We start from the raw sequence: 18,666 nt of genomic DNA, 5'->3' as shown, positions 1-18,666 counted from the left end.
AACATAAAATGACCCGCGGGTCAAATTAATGTTTATTTATACGTTAAGACCTGAACCATCAACAACAAAAAACATCCCTTGATCATTGGATCAAAGGATGTCCTATATGAATCTATTACATTAACATTCGCCTTATGTTCAATTATTACCCTCTCGCTTGTTCGGCACTTGGAGGCACATTCGTAAAATACTCCCGTTCAATCCAGGACTGCCAGTCTGCCGAATCTTCAGGCATAATCCATTCCGGGTGTCGGGCTTGCTTCGCACGTTCAAAACCTTTGCCGCCCAGCACAAAACGAACATGGGGAAACTCGTCCTGAATCCGGCCAATCAACTCATCGCAGGCTTCTACAAGCCCAGGGCTCGTAATCGATAGACAGACCAGCTTGATCTTCTGTTCACGCAGGATTGGAAATATCCCTTCTTCCGGTGTATTGGCTCCGAGATACAGGACTTCCGCTCCATTTTTGCGCATAAATAAAGAGAATAACAATAAACCAACCTGATGATGCTCCCCTTCCGGACAAAGAGCCAGCACTTTAGGCAAATGCGGATAGATCGGGAACAGATGGAAAAACTGATAAAATCGTTGTGAGATTAGTTGTGTCATGAAGTGCTCCTGTGCGACCGTTGCACGTCCGGCCTCCCATGCGTCTCCAACCCGCACCAGGATCGGTACGAGCACATGATAGAACATGCTGTCATATCCGTACATCGTGAAACCAAAATCAATCAAACCGTTGGCACGCTCACCTTGAAAATGATAGAGCGATTCATAGATCTGATCGGCCATCTGCGCAAAAGCCTCTTCCATCACAGGTACCGGAGGAACCATCGGTATAGGCGAAGCAGGGTCAGGACTATTCTTCTTCCGAACCTTTAACATGCGTACAGCCTCGGAAATATTGGTCTGATGCTGATCGATCTGCTCCTTCAGCCAGCGCAAGTCTGCCACATTCTCTTCTGTGTACATGCGATAACCCGATTCTGTACGCTCAGGGGTGACTGCATCATATCGATTCTCCCAAGCCCGGAGCGTGACCGCCTGAATGCCCAGCATGGCAGCGACTTGTTTGATGGAATACACATGATTACCTACTTTCTCTCCATAAACGTTCTACAAAAATAATACGTTCATTATACACAACGGTTTTACAACTGTCGATGAACACACTCTAAATTATGGTACCTGCCTGTAACAAGCATCCGTTCAGGTCTCCTGCGTCAACATCGCTACACCTGTGGTAATAAACGTCAGCAAGTACAGAAAGGGGGAGTTCAACGTTGTTCTCATTGCGCCGCCATACCTCTGACCGCAAATCTGCTCGCGGCAAATTCCCATACATACGCACAGCAATTGCACTACTTATCCTGTGGCTCATTGCCGTGATGCTCTATCAGACCTATAAACCGCTACCATCAGGAATCTCTTATGCAAGCCCGGAATACCGGGTGCAGAACGTGGAGTTCCTGCATGATCTTACGTACCCTTCTGCCGATGGACAGATGCAACATGAACAGCAAATTTTCCAGCGCATGCTTCAGGTGGTTGAAGATGCCGAGCAGTTTGTGGTGGTGGATATGTTTCTGTTCAACAACTATCAGCACAAAGGACAGAACTTTCCACCTGTCAGTCAGGAGTTTACCGATACGCTCATTGCTAAAAAAATGAAACAGCCCGAAATGGACATCTGGTTCATTACCGATGAAGTGAACACCAACTATAATTCGGCTCCCAATCCACTGCTGGAGCAGTTGAAGCAGGCCGATATTCATGTCGTCGTCACCAATGTTGATCCGCTGCGTGACTCTACACCTGTGTATTCTGCAGTCTGGCGTACATTCTTCCAGTGGTTTGGTCAGTCCGGTAAAGGCTGGATCCCTAACCTGATGGCAACAGATGGCCCGGATGTTACCGTGCGCTCCTATCTGAAATTGCTTAACGTAAAGGCCAATCATCGCAAGGTCGTCGTCAGTGAAAAAACTGCCATTGTCTCGTCAGGTAACATTCATGACCCTAGTGCATATCACTCCAACATTGGCTTTGAGGTTACCGGCCCAATCATTGGGGATGTTATTCAATCGGAGCAAGCTGTTGTGAATATGTCTGGGGGAGGTCAGCTGCCTGCCTACACTGAACCTTCCGAGACTTCCTCTTCCGAGGGATCCACTAAAAATGACGGGCCTATACGACTGCGATATGTGACCGAAGGCAAAGTCAATGATGCCTTGCTTGATGAGCTTCGCCAGACAGGCCAGGGGGATACGATCTGGATGGGCATGTTCTACATCGCCTCGCCGAAAGTGCTGGAAGCATTACTCGATGCCTCAGAGCGAGGAACCGACATCCGGCTTGTGCTTGACCCTAACGAAAACGCCTTTGGCCAGGAGAAGATCGGTATCCCTAATCGGCCTGTGGCAGCCGAATTGCACCACAAATCAAACGGTAAAATCCAGGTTCGCTGGTATAACACGACCAAGGAGCAATATCACACCAAGATGATTTATATTGCGAAGGCTGCAGGCGATCATATCGTGCTCGGCGGTTCGACCAACTTCACTCCACGGAATCTAAATGATTACAATTTGGAAAATAATGTGTGGGTTGCAGCCCCTGCAGACCATTCGTTTACGATAGACGTGGCGAATTATTTCGAGCGTATATGGACGAACAAGGATGCCGAATTCACCTTGAATCTGGAAGAGTTCCAGGAGAAAACAACCTTCCTGAAAGGCATTTTGTATAAACTGCAGCTCATTCTCGGCTTTACTACCTTCTGATCGGTGCCTTGAATTCGCTGAACTAAGGCTTATTTACACAAATAATCCAATGACAGAATAATCTTTCAATCACCAACCCATATAGCGAGCAATCGCAACCCATGTAGCGAGTTCAGGTCACAACATATCCTTTATCTAATACACTCGTCTGCACTTCTTATGTGCAGCGGGTGTATTTTCTGTTTTCTGTACTGTCTTGACAGAGGATGTAATGTGTGAAAAGATATTACCTAACGACCGTTAGGAAGGTGAATATAATGACTGCTTATACCATCCGGGACGCGGCCCTGTTTCATTTTGCCAGAGACGGCTATGAAGGGGCTTCCTTGAGAGCGATAGCTGATGAAGTCGGGATTAAGAAACCCTCGATATACGCGCATTTTAGCTGCAAAGAAGACTTGTTTATGCACACGCTGGATCATGCATTTGATGAAGTACGGCGACATACCTTGGAATATTTCCGCGATCACGCCCATATGCCGCTGGAAGCACGTTTGCGGGGGATGATGACGTGGTTTGAGCAGGAGTATCAGGATCATGCCTCTGCGAGGCTGATGCTGCGCAACTGTTATTACCCACCGCCTGATCTGTACAGCCAAGTGATGGATCTGGTGTATCCATTTCTGGACGGTATGGAACGTGCATTGTCCAGGCAATTGCAGCGAGCGATTCGCGAAGGGCATCTTCCCCCTATTCCTGCCGAGCAGGCCGCTATTGCATTTATGACCTTTCTCGATGGCATCACGGTTGAGATTATTTACGGAAGCTCACGCAGGTATAGGAGACGGCTCGATGCTTCCTGGCCTGTCTTTTGGAATGGCATACACAGCTTGAATGAAAAGGCACGCTCTAATGTGCCAGAAGGAGATTGAACATCATGAACCGCAACTGGTTATACGTTTTTGTAGGAGGCATTATTGAGATTGTCTGGGTTAGCGGACTAAAACACGCTTCGAACGCTTGGCAATGGTCACTCACAGGACTCGCCATTATTATTAGCTTCGGCTTGATTATTGCTGCTGCCAAACGGTTGCCTGTCGGTACGGTCTATGCCGTGTTTACGGGGATCGGTACAGCCGGTACGGTTTTGACCGAAATGCTGCTGTTTGGTGAGCCGTTCCGTTTGGTTAAAATGCTGCTGATCGGACTGCTGCTCTGCGGTGTCATTGGGCTGAAGCTCGTTACGGATCAGCAGGAAAACCAGAAGCCACAGGTTAAAGGAGGTATCGTCTAATGGCATGGCTTGCGATTGTAGGTGCAGGGATTTGTGAAATTTTTGGGGTCATCGGCATTAACGGGGCTTCCACACGGAAGGGCTGGCCTTATATTTTCCTGATGCTGGTATCGTTTGTATTCAGCTTCTCGCTGTTGTCTTACGCCATGATATCTATTCCTATGGGTACGGCCTATGCGGTATGGACAGGAATTGGTACAGTAGGAAGTACGGTGACAGGCATGCTTCTGTTTGGTGAACGAAAAGAAGCGAAGCGGCTGTTGTTCATTGCGATGATTTTGGTAGCAGCTGTAGGATTAAAAATCGTTACGTAACGTAATGAACACCATGCAATATAATGGAAATTGTTGAATTCAGGCAAAAAGGCGACTTCACTCGGGGAGTCGTCTTTTTTGTAGGTATGATTGTTTAAGTAAGTTTGTATATGTAGATTCGTGTAGATACGTTTGTGTAGTTACGTTTGTGTAGTTACGTTTGTGTAGATACGTTTGTGTAGTTACGTTTGTGTAGTTACAAATTTCAGGTGAATTTTTTAAGTGCAACAGGCGATTTGGGGTATAATGTAATAGGCAAGCAAACCTTGTCACTAGCTCATTGGAATGAAGGAGGGCACTTCTTGATGAAGAAATGGTTGGCACGTATCAGTGCATTTACCGGATACTCGTTTTTAATAACGCTGGCACTCTTCTATCTCTTCTTCCTTGCAGTGATCATCATGCTCGCTATATACGATTTCCAGGGAGGAACATAAGTACATAATCTGCTTGCCTGTCTTTTCCTTTTCTATTTCTTTACTTAAACTTAACTTCATTCCACTTCACTTTATGCCCTTTATTTCCTTCTCTTCTCTTTTCTTTCATCTTCTCTTCCCTTTACTTGCTCTTTTTGTTTAGACTCGCAATGCTTTGCTTGGATTTTCATTTATTCCTTTTTTACTTTTAATTTCTTTTATCGAACTGTACTACCTTCTTTAGTTTTGATTTGATATCTAATCTATTTTAATTTACATTAGTTTACTTTCATTTCTTCCTGTTCGCACTCTCCTTCGCTTTCGCCGCATTTCCCTCTTTACTTTACTTTACTTTACTTTACTTTACTTCCACTTCACTTCACTTCACTTCACTTCACTTCCACTCTACCACTTCACTTACCTTCTATTGTTTTGCTTGGCTTGGCTTACTTTCCTTCATTCGATATTCCTTCGTTTTTTTCTCTCTTTACCTTTTCGAAGTAGCGCGGTTCATGCATTTTATTTCTAACGATCACCAGTAACGCTATTTGGGCCAAATTACAGGCTTTATATTTCTAACGATCACAGGAGAGCTTATTTAAGGATTTTGATGCGAAAATGGACGTTTAGACTGTGTTTTCTGCAAAATAAGGCTTCTGGTGATCGTTAGAATTTCAAAAGGATGTGTATTGTCCAAATAAGCTCCGCTGTGATCGTTAGAATAAATTTTCGATATGTTCTTGAGTGGTCCTTGAAGCGTTCTTGAAGTATTGATGCGTTTTTGATGCGTCTTTTATGCATTCTTCCACCCACTCTCCAAAAGTACAACGTACAGCTTTACGGCTGGTATAAGGTACTTTCTTTTCTCAGTTCTTTTCTCAATTCATTCAGAGTTCATTTCTCACTTCTTTTTGCTGTTCTTTTCTCAATTCATTTTTCAATTCATTTTTCAGTTCATCTCCCAACTCATGTTGCAGCTCTCTTTGCCTCCTACACCTGCACATTTGTAATCCCTCATTCACATCGTTTATACTTAGTTTGACCATAAAGTCAATTCAAGAACTCAAGAGTTCCCAGTGAGGTGAACGTAAACTTAATGAACCCGATCCATGGGATGAACGAAAAAAGGAAACTGATCATCACCACAGCGCTCAAGCTGTTTTCTGCCAAGGGCAGTGCCGCTACCTCCATGCAGGAGATTGCCGAGTTATGCGGCATGTCCAAAGGCAGCTTATATCTGATGTTCAAATCCAAAGAAGAACTGGAAGCCAGTACCTTGGAGTATTGCTTGTACATTCTTTTGGACGAGATGTCCCAGATTGAGAATGAATCCAGCCTGACCTTCAGAGAGCGGCTACATAAACAAATTGAGGTGCTGCTGACCCATGTCGCCGAATTGAAAGAATTTTTACGTATCCAGCTACGCAGCATGATGATGGATGATGAACAGCAGCGCAAGGAGCACTGCACACCTCAGCAAAGAGATATTGAGATTCGTACACTGCATTGGTTCAAAAGCAAACTGGAGGATCTATACGGCTCCGAGATCGAACCCTATACGATTGATCTTATCTTGCTGACGCATGGGCTTTTCCTGTCGTACGTCAAAATCTGGTTTACCGAAATGCCTTCCCTTACGGTCAATAAGATGGCAACCCATCTCTTGCAGATGATGGATTATGCAGCCCAAGGCTGCCTCCAGCATCGGCCAGAACCGCTTATTCCTCTGGACCAGTGGCCTGCCTGGATTGCCGAGCCCCAACCAGATGCAGCTATGCTGCGGCATCCCGTCCATATTCTGAAAGAAATGCAGGATATCGCTTCAAGCGAGCAGCCTGCCGGTCAATCACGGAATGATGTACTTGAGACCATCGCCATACTAAGACAGGAGATCATGGAGTTCACCCCAAGACGCGCCATCATCCTTGGCATGATGCGTAACCTGGAAGGTGTAACCATCCTTGAACCATTGCACTCCGAGCTTCAGCATATTATGGATACCATGTATAACCGGTTTATCCAGGCTGACTCGTCACACACATAAACAGGAGAAACCGAGAGGAGAAGAAACCAACGTATGAAAGGGATTATTAACTTTTCACTGAACAACAAGTTTGCGATCTGGATTCTGACCATCATCATCTCATTCACGGGTTTGTACAGCGGAATGACGATGAAACAGGAGACTATCCCGAACATCAATGTACCGTTTCTGAATGTCACAGCGATTGATCCGGGCGCTGCTCCGGAAGGTATTGTGGAGGATGTTACGAAGCCGCTGGAACAAAAGCTGCGCAACCTCGATGGCGTGAAGACCGTCACCTCTACCTCCATGGAGAATGCAGCGTCCATCACGCTTGAATTCAACTATGGAACCGATCTGACCAACGCAACCGCTACGGTTCGTGAAGCGCTGAACGAGGTACAATTGCCTGACAGCGTGCAGAAACCAACCATCTCCAAATTCAGCATTAACTCATTCCCCGTTGTATCTCTGAGTCTGTCCGACAAGGACGGCGGAGATCTCGAAGAACTGACAAGACTTGTGGAATCAGATATCCGTCCTGCACTTGAAGATATCGACGGTGTAGCTCAAGTCCAAGTGTCCGGTCAATATGTCAAAGAAGTACAATTAAAGTTCGATCAAGCCAAAATGGCTGAACTCGGTCTAAGCGAAGATACCGTGAACGGGATCGTGAAAGGTTCATCCATTCGTGTACCTCTCGGCCTCTTCCAACTGGATAAATCTCAGAAAGCCGTTGTTGTTGACGGCAATATCGTCGGTCTGGATGATCTGAAAAATCTGGCGATTCCCGTTGTCCCAAGCGGAGCTGGCGCTGGTGCAAATCAAGGCACGGATAATTCCGCCGGCCAAAGCGCTGGCGCTGCTGCAAGCCCAGGTGGCGGTACTCAAGCCGGTCAAGCCACAGGTCAAACTGCTGATCCTTCGGCTCAAGCCGGGCAAGGAGCAGCCGGTGCTGCCCAAGCGCAAGGGTCCAATCCTGCTGCCGGGCAAGCGGGTAGCGGCAACGCTGCAGCAAACCCATCTGGCGCCGCAGGTGCTGCTAATGCAGCTGGAATCCCGACCGTGAAACTGAGCGACATTGCCAAGATTGAGGTCATCGGTCAAGCCGAGTCCATCTCCCGTACGAACGGCAAGGAATCCATCGGTATTTCCATCGTGAAATCCAATGATGCCAATACGGTGGACGTGGTTAAGCAGGTCAAAAGCAAAGCCGAAGAACTGCAAAAGCAATTTAAAAATGCAGAACTGACGATCCTGCTTGACCAAGGCCAGCCTATTCAGGATTCCGTGAACACGATGCTGGGCAAAGCCTTATTTGGCGCCCTGTTCGCAATTCTGATTATCTTGCTCTTCCTGCGTAACATCCGTTCAACAATCATCTCCATCATCTCGATTCCGCTCTCCTTGCTCATGGCACTGACGGCGCTCAACCTGATGGACATTACCTTAAACATGATGACACTCGGAGCAATGACCGTTGCCATCGGGCGGGTTGTCGATGACTCTATCGTTGTTATCGAGAATATCTATCGCAGACTAACACTCAAAAACGAGAAGCTGAAAGGCCGTGAACTGGTTCGCGAAGCTACTCGCGAGATGTTTATTCCAATTCTCTCGTCCACCATTGTGACGATTGCAGTGTTCTTGCCGCTGGCACTCGTTAGCGGTATGGTCGGAGAGCTGTTCATGCCATTTGCCTTAACGATGGTATTCGCCTTGCTGGCATCCCTGCTGGTTGCGATCACTATCGTTCCGATGCTGGCACACAGCCTGTTCCGCACAGGGATCAAGAATAAACAAAATCATGAAGAGAAACCAGGCAAACTGGCTGAAAGCTACAAACGCCTGTTAAACTGGACGCTCTCTCACAAAATCATTACCGTTGTCATTGCAGTTCTCATGTTAGTCGGCAGCTTGTTCCTGTATCCATTCGTCGGTACGAGCTTCCTGCCAGAACAAAAGGATAAATTCGTAACGATCACCTACAGCCCTGAAACCGGCTCACTTCGTGAAGATGTAGAAAAAGAAGCACTGGTTGCCGAGAAATGGTTATTGAAACAGCCAGGTTTGGAGAAAATGCAATATTCCATCGGCGGCAGTAACCCGCTCGCCAGCATGGGTGGAGGCGGTGGAAACTCTGCACTCTTCTACATTCAATATAACAAGGATACGAAAGACTTCACCGATGTGAAAAAACAGCTGGTTGAAGGTTTGCAAAAAGAAGTGACCAAAGGTAAGTGGAATGAATTGGACATGTCCGGCGGATTCGGTGGCAGCAAATTGAGCTTGTCCATCTATGGCGACAATGTGGAGCAGTTGAAACCTGTAGCCGAAGAAGTCCTGAAACTGGTTCAGGCGGAAAAGGACTCTTTTGAAAAAGCAGGTACCACCATCTCCGACACTTACGGTCAATCTACTCTGGTCGCCGATCAAGAAAAGCTGAGCAAGCTCGGTCTTACCGCAGGTCAACTGGCGATGGCACTGAGTCCCGTACGGGAACGTCCGGTTCTCACGGAAGTGGACATCGACAACAAAACTTACAAAGTCTATGTAGAAACGGACAATAAAACGTTCAGCAGTATTAAGGATATTGAAAATGAAACGGTAACTTCTCCACTGGGCATCCAGGTTCCGATCAAGGATGTAGCCAAAGTCGAAGAAGGTACTTCACCGAACTCCATCATGCGTATTGATGGTAAAGTCGTTGTACAGGTGACAGCTAACATTCTGGCTTCCGATGTGACCAAAGCTTCGCAGAACCTGAAAGCCAACATCGACAAGCTAGACTTGCCGGATGGGGTTGAAGTGAAATTTGGCGGTACAACCGAACAGATTAATGATACATTCACGCAACTCGGACTGGCGATGCTGGCAGCCATTGCGATTGTATACTTTGTGCTTGTCGTGACGTTTGGCGGCGGACTTGCACCATTCGCAATCCTGTTCTCCCTGCCGTTTACCGTGATCGGCATCATGGTTGGTTTGTTCATCGCAGGCGGTACACTCGACGTATCGGCTATGATGGGTGCACTGATGCTGATCGGTATCGTCGTTACCAACGCCATTGTATTGATCGACCGCGTTATTCATAAGGAAAATGAAGGACTCACAACACGCGAAGCGCTGCTCGAAGCAGGAGCTACACGTCTGCGTCCAATCCTGATGACCGCTCTGGCAACGATTGGTGCCCTGCTGCCACTGGTAACAGGACTCGAAGAAAGCGCGGGCATCATCTCGAAAGGTCTCGGAATTACCGTGATCGGCGGCCTGATCAGTTCCACACTGCTCACGCTTGTCATCGTGCCGATTGTGTATGAGTTCCTGATGAAATTCAAAAGGAAAAAAATCGTAGATTAATTCAGTTTATCGTAATCACCACGATTCAAATGTGATCGCGAGCAAAGATTTGCCCCTGACCAGGTTCTGGAATCCGTAATGATTCCCGTGGCTGATCAGGGGCATTTTTTATTTTATTAAAGATTCGGCAATCCTCCCATGATGTGGAGGCCATTACCCTGTTCCTGCAACAAGTCGTCAGCCAATTTCAATGGAATCAGCCTGCCTAAATTGCTATCACGGGACGTCATCATTGACGTGGATTGGAGAAATAGCTAAAATTTGATGCAACTGCTACTTTTACAAATGTCGTATCATTTTCTATAGAAGATTTCCAATCTGAACCGTTGAAAGGGTGGTCTGCATGGAATTGCTTCAGGATTCATTTGGCCGCGTACATGACTACATCCGTATTTCCGTTACGGACCGCTGCAATCTGCGCTGCGTGTACTGTATGCCCGCGGAAGGCATGGAATTTGCTCCGCATGATGAAATTATGAGTTATGAAGAAATAACCAAAGTGCTGAAAGTGCTCGCCCCGATGGGTATGCGCAAGGTTAGGCTCACCGGGGGAGAACCGCTGGTACGCAAGGATCTGCACAAGCTTGTTGCCATGATCTCTGCCATCGATGGCATTGATGATATTGCGCTGACCACGAATGCGCTGCTGCTGGACAAACAGGCTCAGGCGTTGAAGGATGCGGGACTGAGCCGCATCAATATTAGCCTGGACTCCCTGCATGCTGACCGATTCTCCATGATTACACGCGGTGGAGATGTGAAGAAGGTACTGAAAGGCATCGAGACGGCAACTGCCGTCGGCCTTGCACCGATTAAGCTGAATGTGGTGCTGATGAAAGGCATTAATGATGATGAAATCAAGGATTTCATTGCCATGACCATCGATCAGCCATTACATGTGCGATTTATTGAATACATGCCGATCGGGCATGCTTCCGACTCCTGGCGCAAATCCTACTTGCCGCTGGAGGCAGTGACAGACGTATGTGCTGAGGCTGGCTGGACGGTTGAGAACACCGAAGGCCCTGCCGGGAATGGCCCATCTCGCAATATGAGAGTGGCTGGCTCCCAAGGCACATTTGGTCTGATCCATCCCGTAAGCGAGCACTTCTGTGACAACTGTAACCGACTGCGGCTTACAGCAGATGGACATATTAAGGCTTGCCTGTATTGGTCAGATGAGTACAATGTTCGCCACTATGTGAATGATCCGGATGCAATGGCCGCACTTTTCCTGAAAGCACTCGGCACCAAACCGAAGAATCATGAAATGGCGATGGCACTGGAGCAAAAGATGCAATCCCATACTCCGACGGTGCGCCGTATGTCGCAGATTGGTGGATAAAGGGATGAACTCGTGCTAACTCCAATTATGGAAGACATGAATCCATCCCGACTGAAGGGATGCTGACCGATCCGTTATCTCAAACGACCGTTGCGATCCGTACTATTATGTATATCAAAACAGACGAGAACATCATGTTCCCGTCTGTTTTTGCGTTGTATTTTAATCGTAACTGCTCATTAACAAACCTTTACTGATTCAAAAGCTTCGAAAAAATGTAAGTAGACATCATGCCCCTATTAAGGCTACAATTCTTCAATGCATCTGACGATGTATAACATACACCAAGATTATATACACACATATTATAGGAGCTGACCTTATTGAACATCGTAGAAGCACTCGTTGCAGCAAGTCCATATTTTAAACTCATGCTGAAAGAACACGATATCATGATCGCCATAACCGATACCGAGAAGTTCTGGTATTACGTTCCCAGCAATGAACTTGATCTTGGCATCAAGGCTGGAGACCCCGTCTCTCTCGAAGACCCTACATTGCGCCGTGCACTTGTGCATGGGGAAACTTCAGCCAATCGTATTGACGCCAAATTTTACGGCACGGCCATTATTTCGGCTGCCACTCCGCTTTACGATGATGAAGGAAAGATCGCAGGTACGCTTGCGATAGGTTTTTCACTCCGCAACGAGGAAAAACTGGAGTACTTTACTGACCTGATTACGGGTATCAGCGGCAGGTTGTCGGATATGGTGCAGACGGTTGCTGCCCAGTCCGAGCAACTAACTGCTTCGTCTACACAAATTCTAGACAATACTCGCCTGGCAGTGATAAACTCCGGTGAGGTCAACAAAGTTGCCGTATTTATTCGTGAAATCTCGGAACAGACCAATCTGCTCGGCCTCAATGCAGCCATTGAAGCCGCACGTGCAGGCGAGGCAGGTGCCGGGTTCGGCATCGTTGCATCCGAGGTACGTAAACTGTCTACCGGAACCAAGGAAGCCACAGTGAATATCGAACGCTCTCTCAAAGATGTGCAATCCTCTATTCAGCAGATGGAGCAGGAGATCACCTCGATTGCCCAGTCCAGCAATGAACAATCCGAGCTGGTGACCGATTTCAGTGAGATTATTGATCAGTTGAACGCAACAAGCCAGGATCTTAAATTGTTCATTGAATCGATGCTTCTCAAAGCAGAATAAATGAATTCATCAGAGCTTCCCGTAATTACAATGCGGGGAGTTTTTTTGGGGTACCACGCTTGGGCACTTCCTCCTTATTTCTATTAACCCTTTCTTGATCCGTTCCGTTCCCCTCCCATCCCCCTCTCGCGATCCTGCCACTTCTCATGCATTATCCCTGATCATGTGTTCCCTGGTCTAAGCGTAAAAGAGTTTCCAACACATCATCAGTGCAAGTCCAACCATGATCAGAGCGGATAAGCGATTGAGTACAAACCGTAGATGTCCTGTGCGATCATGACTGCCGACCACCCTGCCTGCTCCAGCAAGCCCCAAAAACCACACCCAGGATACAGTTATCGTTGTCGTTGCAAAATATAAACGTTCCACCCCTTCATACTGAAGTGAGCTGGTGCCAATTACTGCTACAGTATCCAGCAAGGCGTGCGGATTGAGCAGGGACACCGAGGCGGCAAAAGCAATCTGCCGCCCCGCAGACATCGCCACTGGAATCTCATCCGGAGAACCAGATGATTTCCATAGCCCCCAGGCCATATAGAGCAAAAACAGGCTGCCTGCTCCGTATAGAATATTCGTCAATAATGGCCATTGCACCAAAATGAGAGACATGCCGCCAACGGCGACTCCGATCAGTAATGTATCACTGATTCCGGCTGTAATGACAGCTGGAAGTGCATGTTGAACTTTCTTTTGCGTTAACCCTTGATTGAAAACAAATACATTCTGAACGCCCAGCGGCAATATGAGGCCAAACGCCAGCACCACAGCATGAATAAAAACATCCATTCTTCATCCCCTCATCTCTGTCTTCAGCGTAAATGAAATCAAGACAGACGTAACCAGCCACTTGGATGGCAACGAACCCAACCAAATGATATAGTGAACGGTACATAACTTGATGAGAGGTGAACTTATCTGATGGGACGTCCACATTCCAATGTTTCTTCCAGTCACAGCTGGCAACCCAACCCTGCGCTTGATATGCCATTGTTTCGTCAGATCGAAGCCTATATCCGGCAAAAAATCACAACGGGTGAGTGGTCTGCCGGAACCCGCCTTCCTTCTCAGCGAACGCTGGCAGCATCTATGGGTGTAAACCGCAGTACACTGGTCACTGCACTGGACAACCTGACCGCAGCTGGCATGATTGAAGGACGTCATGGTGGTGGAACCTACGTCTGCGGTTCCGGGTGGCACAGCATGGCTCATGCTGCCATGCCCAACTGGAGTGAAGCTGCCGAGGAAGGTTGGTACTACCCCAATCTGCCCGAGATTCAGCAGATTAATCAAGCTGAGTTCCGCCCTGGCATTATTCGGCTGGGCACAGGTGAACTTGCGCCAGAGCTGATGCCAAATGAAGCATTCAATGAAATTCTCCAGACCATGTCCAGCCGTACGCGAACCCTCAATTACATTGAACCTCAAGGCAGTCTGGAGCTTCGGGAAGCGTTGTCCGTTCACTTACAATCCAGCGGCATTCAGGCCTCGCCTGATTCGATCCTGATCGTGTCCGGCTCTCTTCAGGCACTGCATCTGATCTCCGTGGGGCTGCTACCTCGTGGTTCGGCTGTGCTGCTGGAGAAACCGTCATATCTCTATTCCATTCATGCGTTTCAATCGGCAGGATTGAAGCTGAGCGGTATTGCAATGGATGAAGAGGGCCTACAACCGGGGCTTTTGGAACGCGCAATCCAATCCGCAAAAATGGTGAAAAGTGAACAGAGCAGCGAATCCTTACCGCTGCTGTATACCATTCCAAGCTTCCATAACCCTACAGGTAGCGTCATGAGCTACAAGCGCCGGCAAGAATTGATGTCCCTTGCTCGCCGTTCCGGCATATCCATCCTGGAGGACGCCGCTTATCAAGAGCTGTGGCTGGATCATGCTCCTCCGCCTTCACTTAAGGCAAATGATCAGGAGGGCCGGGTGCTGCATATGGGCACACTCTCCAAGGCGGTCAGCCCGGGACTTCGTCTCGGCTGGCTTGTCGGCCCTGTGCCCGTGATTCGCCGCCTTGCCGATATTAAAATGCAAACGGATTACGGCACCAGTTCACTCGCTCAGGATGCTGCTGCTCTATGGTTCGCGGATGGACATCATACAAGCCATATGGAACGGCTGCGGCCCGAGTTGCGGAGACGCAGAGACTTCATGCTGGAGCTACTACATCGTTATTTCCATGACATTGCAGAATGGGCAACGCCAGAAGGTGGGTTCTATATCTGGCTACGTTTCACAGCGGAACCCTTGTCTATCCGTAAGCTGTTCTCTGCCTGTCTGGAAGTTGATGTTCTAATCCACCCAGGTTATCTGTATGATCGGCTGGATGCGAGTCATATCCGGCTCTCTTATGCCTATGCTTCGCAAGATGAGATGGAGCGCGGACTTATAGTTCTTGTCGAAGTCGCCCGAAGCTTGATAACTTAGAGTGTGTTTTCATATCCCACCTTAATAAAAGAAGGCCAGCGCTTTGGGGTGTGTTTAGCCCCCAAGCCTAGCCTTCTATATTGAAATAACCGTACATTTGTTAAAGTTAACTTCAAATAACACAAAACCAACCTAGTACTATGATTTGAATTTTATTACGGCTGCTGTAAGTATAGCTGTTCCAACAACACCTAAAAACAATGAAGATAATAACAATAACGTGGATTCCTCATTAATGTTTTCTCGGATCATTATAAGAAGTATCCCTAGTAACGTTAATTGTATACCTAGTAGACATACATAAAGTGGATTTAGGCTTGTTACTAATCTAATAGTTACCAAAAAAAACAAGACAAAAACAATAACTGCGAGGATAATCAAAGTTGTTATCGTCATTTACTACCTCCCTTAATAATTCAGAACGAAGTATCTGAATCATTAACAATCATCCATCTATTTGCGGAATGAGACCAGCTCATATTGATTCCCCAATTACCAGCGCCTCCAGTAAGCCCGATACTATTAATAGTAGTATTATCCCAAGTATGAGCATACATTGATCTTGCAGATCCATTGTAATTTACAAAGGTTGAGTTATAGGTTATAGATGCTGCAAAACCCTTGCCCAGATAAGTGAAGTAGTCTGAGGAACAATTAAAATTCGCACATCCCCCCGTGTACTTTACTTTATCTTGAAAATCAAATGCAACACCATATTTACCGTTACCATGACTTGGGTTATTAAGCGTCTCGGTCCAGCCGTTGTGATCGGTTACATAACCCGAAGAACTTACTACCTGGACACCCGTATAAGAACCACTTGTATTGTATAGTGTAATTCCAACAGAATCAACCCCGCCTAAGTTTCTTATTTGATTGTTGCTCCATACTTGCCAACCCATATCATCGAACCAAGCAGTATTTTTCCAATATCCTCCTCCCGTTAAATTCCAATTTCGAGTAACTGCATCCTGAGTAATCCACACCTTATTCATAGTAATATCCGTGGATCCTACAGATAATAACCCAATATTCTCATTTTCCTTTTCTAAATTTGGAACGTCCAACATGTAGATATTATTTTTTTCCAAATTATGTTTAGCTTCTTCTTCTGTTATTTTACCATAGGCCACATCAGCAGCTAACTCATTTAATATCTGTTCAACTTCCAAAGTACGCTTTGTCACTTCTGCTTCGCTAAGGTTTACCCATTTGTCAGCATGCTCAAGTGCTAGTGCTTTCTTCTTGGCAACACTATCAAAAGCCGCTTCTGATACCTCATTTTGCGCATATGCCGCTTGACCACACAATAACAGTAGAGAAACTATCAATAAACTAGCAAGTTTTTTCATATTCACCAACTCCTTTTAGAATAAATGCTACCTCTTTACAATCTAAAGTAGATGTGACAAAAATCTTTTAAACCATCAAAACAATATACTCCCCCCCTTTATGGCACAAAAAAACATTTAATAACTAAAAAAGTAATTTAATACATGTATAATTTTACCTTTCCTTTGTTTTAGATTAAATGACTATATAGCTAAAAGACTTGTCGGAATTTGTATGTTATATAAACAACGACAGCACATTCACAGCAATATTCCAGCTCTTAATTAAGTTTGTTATGGTGATACAGATAGAAAAGTAGTTTTTCACCATCACACGAAAATGAATTTAACCGTTTGAGGAGCGTTGCAGATTTCGCTTCGTGCATAACGATTATAGCTGGTTGCATCACCTCTAATACCTGTTGGTCAACTGAAAATAGCCTTGAACTAATGGAATTATCCATAGTTCAAGGCTATAAGCTCTTATACCATTTTTATAAACTTTTATCCTTTTACCGCACCCTCCGCAATGCCCTCCATAATAAACTTTTGGAAGAACGCATAGATCAAGATAACCGGGATTGCTGTCAGAACCAGAGAAGAGAGAATTAACGGCCATTCCTTATTGTACTCACCAAATAGCATATTCGTGGACAGAATGAGCGTATATTTGTTCACATCCGTCAACATCAGTAGTGGCAACAGGAAGTCATTCCAGATCCACAGGAAGTCCAGAATGGCAATGGTCACTGTGATTGGCAACAGCAGCGGGAAAATAATCTGGAAGAACGTCTGGAACTCGTTACATCCATCCATCTGAGCTGACTCTTCCAGTTCACGCGGGATGGACTTCACAAACCCGTGATAGAGGAAGATCGCCATGTTTACGCCAAGTCCGATATAGATCAGAGCCAGTCCGTAAGTACTTCCTTGTACCCCCATGCCCTTTGCTACGCGAGTCAATGGAATCATGATCGAATGGAACGGCACCAGCATGGAAGCAACAAACATGAAGAAGATCAGATTGCTGAGACGACCGGAAGTCCGTGACAGCTTGTAACCCGCAAGCGAAGCACAGAACACAATGCCCCCGATGCCAAATATAGACACGATAGCGGAGTTCAGCGAGCTGCCGAGCAGATTGATTTTGTTGAATGCATCCGTGTAGTTCTCCCAATGCAGCGTGGTTGGCAGCGCGATAAACGATTGGAACATCTCACCCTGTGTTTTGAACGAGTTCACCACAGCCATGTAGATCGGCAGCATCGCCACCAGGGAGCCGAGAATCAATAACAGCCGAATCAGGTAGTTATTCAGTCGCTGCATCCTCATGCCTCCACCTCTTTTCTCTTCATGACGGTGATCTGAATGAGTGTAAAGATCAGCACAATGACGAACAGTACAACTGATTTGGCACTGGCATAGCCGTATCTGAAGTTGTTGGAGAACGCTTCTTCATAAATATTCATGGTAATGACCTGTGTAGCACGGCCCGGGCCGCCGCCTGTCAATCCATAGACCACCTCAAACACTTTGAATGCACCATTCAGTGTCAGGAAGAAACAGATCGTAACAGCGTGTGTAATCATCGGCAGTATGACGTTACGCAGCACTTGAAAAGCATTGGCTCCATCGATGACCGCTGCTTCTTTAAGGCTCTTCGGTACACCTTGCAATGCAGCCAGGTAGATGATCATCATATAACCCACACCGTTCCAGAGCGATACAATCAGAATCGAGTAGAAGGAGAATTTCGGATCACCGAGCCATTGTTGGTCGAGAAAAGAAACCGCCAGTTTCTCAGCCAGCTGCGGCAGCACCTGGGAAAAGATGAACGTCCACATGAATGCACTGATGATTGTACTGATCATGTTTGGCATGAAGAATAACGTTCGGAATAAACCTTTACTACGAGTACGTGATTCAATCAACACCGCAAGCAGCAAAGCAATTCCGTTTTGCAGAATGAGCATAAAAATAACATATTTCATCGTAAACCACAGCGAGTTGAGGAAGTCAGGATCTTCTTTGAACAATTCCACGAAGTTGCCCAGGCCGATAAAGCTGTAGTCGCGGTTTAATCCATTCCAATCGGTTAAGCTGTAGAACATTCCGCTGAACGTTGGATACAGCAGAAAAATCGCATAGATTACAAAGGCTGGCGCGGTGAACGCGAGCAGTGAAAGATACTTTTTGAACACATTCGTAGCCATAACTTCTCCCCCTTTTTGCACAGCGGATGAAGGTTAACGGGGGAACGAAGATCGTTCAGCCA

At 46.5% G+C, this 18,666-nt stretch carries 15 protein-coding genes; 10 read left to right on the top strand and 5 right to left on the bottom strand.

What is annotated here, in order from left to right; translation table 11 throughout:
* Window positions 1–145: 145 nt before the first annotated feature.
* Window positions 146–1,087, bottom strand: a complete 942-nt coding sequence (locus ACUTVW_RS14595) for a MerR family transcriptional regulator (protein ID WP_445646494.1) — start codon at window positions 1,085–1,087, stop codon at window positions 146–148.
* Between the two features lie 197 nt (window positions 1,088–1,284).
* Between ACUTVW_RS14595 and ACUTVW_RS14590 the strand changes: the two genes are divergently transcribed.
* The 9 genes from ACUTVW_RS14590 (at window position 1,285) to ACUTVW_RS14550 (ending at window position 12,633) form a co-directional block, all read left to right on the top strand.
* Entirely contained in the window at window positions 1,285–2,781 is a 1,497-nt protein-coding gene (locus tag ACUTVW_RS14590) for a phospholipase D family protein (protein WP_445646493.1), read from the top strand.
* A gap of 257 nt (window positions 2,782–3,038) precedes the next feature.
* Window positions 3,039–3,653, top strand: a complete 615-nt coding sequence (locus ACUTVW_RS14585; RefSeq protein ID WP_445646492.1) for a TetR/AcrR family transcriptional regulator — start codon at window positions 3,039–3,041, stop codon at window positions 3,651–3,653.
* Between the two features lie 5 nt (window positions 3,654–3,658).
* Window positions 3,659–4,015, top strand: a complete 357-nt coding sequence (locus ACUTVW_RS14580; protein ID WP_445646491.1) for a DMT family transporter — start codon at window positions 3,659–3,661, stop codon at window positions 4,013–4,015.
* Window positions 4,015–4,329: a DMT family transporter gene (locus tag ACUTVW_RS14575; RefSeq protein WP_445646490.1), complete on the top strand. Its 315-nt coding sequence runs from the start codon at window positions 4,015–4,017 to the stop codon at window positions 4,327–4,329. Before ACUTVW_RS14580 ends, ACUTVW_RS14575 begins: the two co-directional genes overlap by 1 nt.
* A 305-nt stretch (window positions 4,330–4,634) precedes the next feature.
* Window positions 4,635–4,766, top strand: coding sequence for a hypothetical protein (locus tag ACUTVW_RS14570; protein WP_445646489.1), 132 nt, complete (start codon window positions 4,635–4,637; stop codon window positions 4,764–4,766).
* 1,060 nt (window positions 4,767–5,826) lie between these two features.
* The gene (locus ACUTVW_RS14565; RefSeq protein WP_445646488.1) at window positions 5,827–6,789 is read left to right on the top strand and encodes a TetR/AcrR family transcriptional regulator; all 963 of its coding nucleotides are present in this window, start codon (window positions 5,827–5,829) and stop codon (window positions 6,787–6,789) included.
* Between the two features lie 33 nt (window positions 6,790–6,822).
* Complete coding sequence (locus tag ACUTVW_RS14560; RefSeq protein ID WP_445646487.1) at window positions 6,823–10,128, top strand: efflux RND transporter permease subunit; 3,306 nt, start codon at window positions 6,823–6,825, stop codon at window positions 10,126–10,128.
* Between the two features lie 343 nt (window positions 10,129–10,471).
* Entirely contained in the window at window positions 10,472–11,473 is a 1,002-nt protein-coding gene (gene moaA / locus ACUTVW_RS14555) for a GTP 3',8-cyclase MoaA (protein WP_445646486.1), read from the top strand.
* 323 nt (window positions 11,474–11,796) lie between these two features.
* Window positions 11,797–12,633, top strand: coding sequence for a methyl-accepting chemotaxis protein (locus tag ACUTVW_RS14550; RefSeq protein WP_445646485.1), 837 nt, complete (start codon window positions 11,797–11,799; stop codon window positions 12,631–12,633).
* Between the two features lie 177 nt (window positions 12,634–12,810).
* Here the strand turns inward: ACUTVW_RS14550 and ACUTVW_RS14545 are convergent, their stop codons facing one another.
* The gene (locus ACUTVW_RS14545; protein WP_445646484.1) at window positions 12,811–13,419 is read right to left on the bottom strand and encodes a LysE/ArgO family amino acid transporter; all 609 of its coding nucleotides are present in this window, start codon (window positions 13,417–13,419) and stop codon (window positions 12,811–12,813) included.
* 132 nt (window positions 13,420–13,551) lie between these two features.
* On the opposite strand from ACUTVW_RS14545, the gene ACUTVW_RS14540 reads away from it, so the two are divergent.
* Complete coding sequence (locus tag ACUTVW_RS14540; protein ID WP_445646483.1) at window positions 13,552–15,060, top strand: aminotransferase-like domain-containing protein; 1,509 nt, start codon at window positions 13,552–13,554, stop codon at window positions 15,058–15,060.
* 416 nt (window positions 15,061–15,476) lie between these two features.
* Here ACUTVW_RS14540 and ACUTVW_RS14535 read toward each other — a convergent pair whose 3' ends face one another.
* The 3 genes from ACUTVW_RS14535 to ACUTVW_RS14525 all read right to left on the bottom strand — a co-directional run bounded on the left by ACUTVW_RS14535 (window position 15,477) and on the right by ACUTVW_RS14525 (window position 18,604).
* Window positions 15,477–16,412, bottom strand: a complete 936-nt coding sequence (locus ACUTVW_RS14535; protein WP_445646482.1) for a hypothetical protein — start codon at window positions 16,410–16,412, stop codon at window positions 15,477–15,479.
* Window positions 16,413–16,895: 483 nt separating this feature from the next.
* Window positions 16,896–17,723, bottom strand: coding sequence for a carbohydrate ABC transporter permease (locus ACUTVW_RS14530; protein ID WP_445646481.1), 828 nt, complete (start codon window positions 17,721–17,723; stop codon window positions 16,896–16,898).
* Window positions 17,720–18,604: a carbohydrate ABC transporter permease gene (locus ACUTVW_RS14525; RefSeq protein ID WP_445646480.1), complete on the bottom strand. Its 885-nt coding sequence runs from the start codon at window positions 18,602–18,604 to the stop codon at window positions 17,720–17,722. Before ACUTVW_RS14525 ends, ACUTVW_RS14530 begins: the two co-directional genes overlap by 4 nt.
* Between the last annotated feature and the right edge of the window lie 62 nt (window positions 18,605–18,666).

The sequence above is a fragment of the Paenibacillus sp. TSA_86.1 genome, assembly GCF_052691815.1.
The sequence above is the reverse complement of the archived record's forward strand: the minus strand, read 5'-3'. Positions and strand labels throughout refer to the sequence as shown.

Coding starts and splice junctions, on each gene's coding strand:
- ACUTVW_RS14585 (WP_445646492.1), top strand. CDS start 3,039: ATGACTGCTTATACCATCCGGGACGCGGCCCTGTTTCATTTTGCCAGA.
- ACUTVW_RS14580 (WP_445646491.1), top strand. CDS start 3,659: ATGAACCGCAACTGGTTATACGTTTTTGTAGGAGGCATTATTGAGATT.
- ACUTVW_RS14575 (WP_445646490.1), top strand. CDS start 4,015: ATGGCATGGCTTGCGATTGTAGGTGCAGGGATTTGTGAAATTTTTGGG.
- ACUTVW_RS14570 (WP_445646489.1), top strand. CDS start 4,635: ATGAAGAAATGGTTGGCACGTATCAGTGCATTTACCGGATACTCGTTT.
- ACUTVW_RS14560 (WP_445646487.1), top strand. CDS start 6,823: ATGAAAGGGATTATTAACTTTTCACTGAACAACAAGTTTGCGATCTGG.
- moaA (WP_445646486.1), top strand. CDS start 10,472: ATGGAATTGCTTCAGGATTCATTTGGCCGCGTACATGACTACATCCGT.
- ACUTVW_RS14545 (WP_445646484.1), bottom strand. CDS start 13,419: ATGGATGTTTTTATTCATGCTGTGGTGCTGGCGTTTGGCCTCATATTG.
- ACUTVW_RS14540 (WP_445646483.1), top strand. CDS start 13,552: ATGGGACGTCCACATTCCAATGTTTCTTCCAGTCACAGCTGGCAACCC.
- ACUTVW_RS14535 (WP_445646482.1), bottom strand. CDS start 16,412: ATGAAAAAACTTGCTAGTTTATTGATAGTTTCTCTACTGTTATTGTGT.
- ACUTVW_RS14530 (WP_445646481.1), bottom strand. CDS start 17,723: ATGAGGATGCAGCGACTGAATAACTACCTGATTCGGCTGTTATTGATT.
- ACUTVW_RS14525 (WP_445646480.1), bottom strand. CDS start 18,604: ATGGCTACGAATGTGTTCAAAAAGTATCTTTCACTGCTCGCGTTCACC.